1 protein-coding gene is annotated in these 526 nt (G+C 74.5%); it reads right to left on the bottom strand.

Translation table 11 applies throughout. The features are described 5' to 3' along the window. The coding region (locus tag AC5WS8_RS39355; protein ID WP_496108270.1) for a SpnB-like Rossmann fold domain-containing protein at nt 1-526 on the bottom strand (526 nt) is incomplete at both ends.

The raw sequence follows: 526 nt of genomic DNA, 5'->3' as shown, positions 1-526 counted from the left end.
GCGACCGGCCGTACGACCGTCGACCAGCGCAGGCAGGTCGATCAGACCGCCCCAGCGTCCGGACGCCTCCAACGCGGCGACACGCCCCAGACCCCAGACGGCGGCCTGGAGCGCGTCCACGGCACCGTCGAAGCGGCCGACCGACACCGCGCCACGGGTGACCACCCACAACGGTGCCGTCACGCCCGCGTCACCCAGAGCCTGGACGAGCGTGACGGAAGCGGTGACGGCCAAGGGGGCGGCCTCGCCATGGCGTTCGTTCACGAGGGACAACAGGGACACCACACCCGCGACGGGACCCACACCCTCCAGACGCCCGGCGAGTTCGGCGCGACCCGCACCGCTCTCATGCGTCAGCACCTCCACCTCGGCACCCGCAGCCGTCAGGGCTTCCCGGACCGACACGGCCCACGCGTCACCGGCGCATGCGGCCGACTCCACCACCAGCCAGCGCCCGGAGAGGGCGCCGGAGGCGGGGACACCGGCGAGGGGCCGCCAGCCGACGCGGTAGCGCAGGGCGTCCAGG

It is taken from the genome of Streptomyces sp. PTL18 (assembly GCF_059510295.1).
Note: the sequence above shows the minus strand (reverse complement) of the source record. Positions and strands in the feature narration are given on the sequence as shown.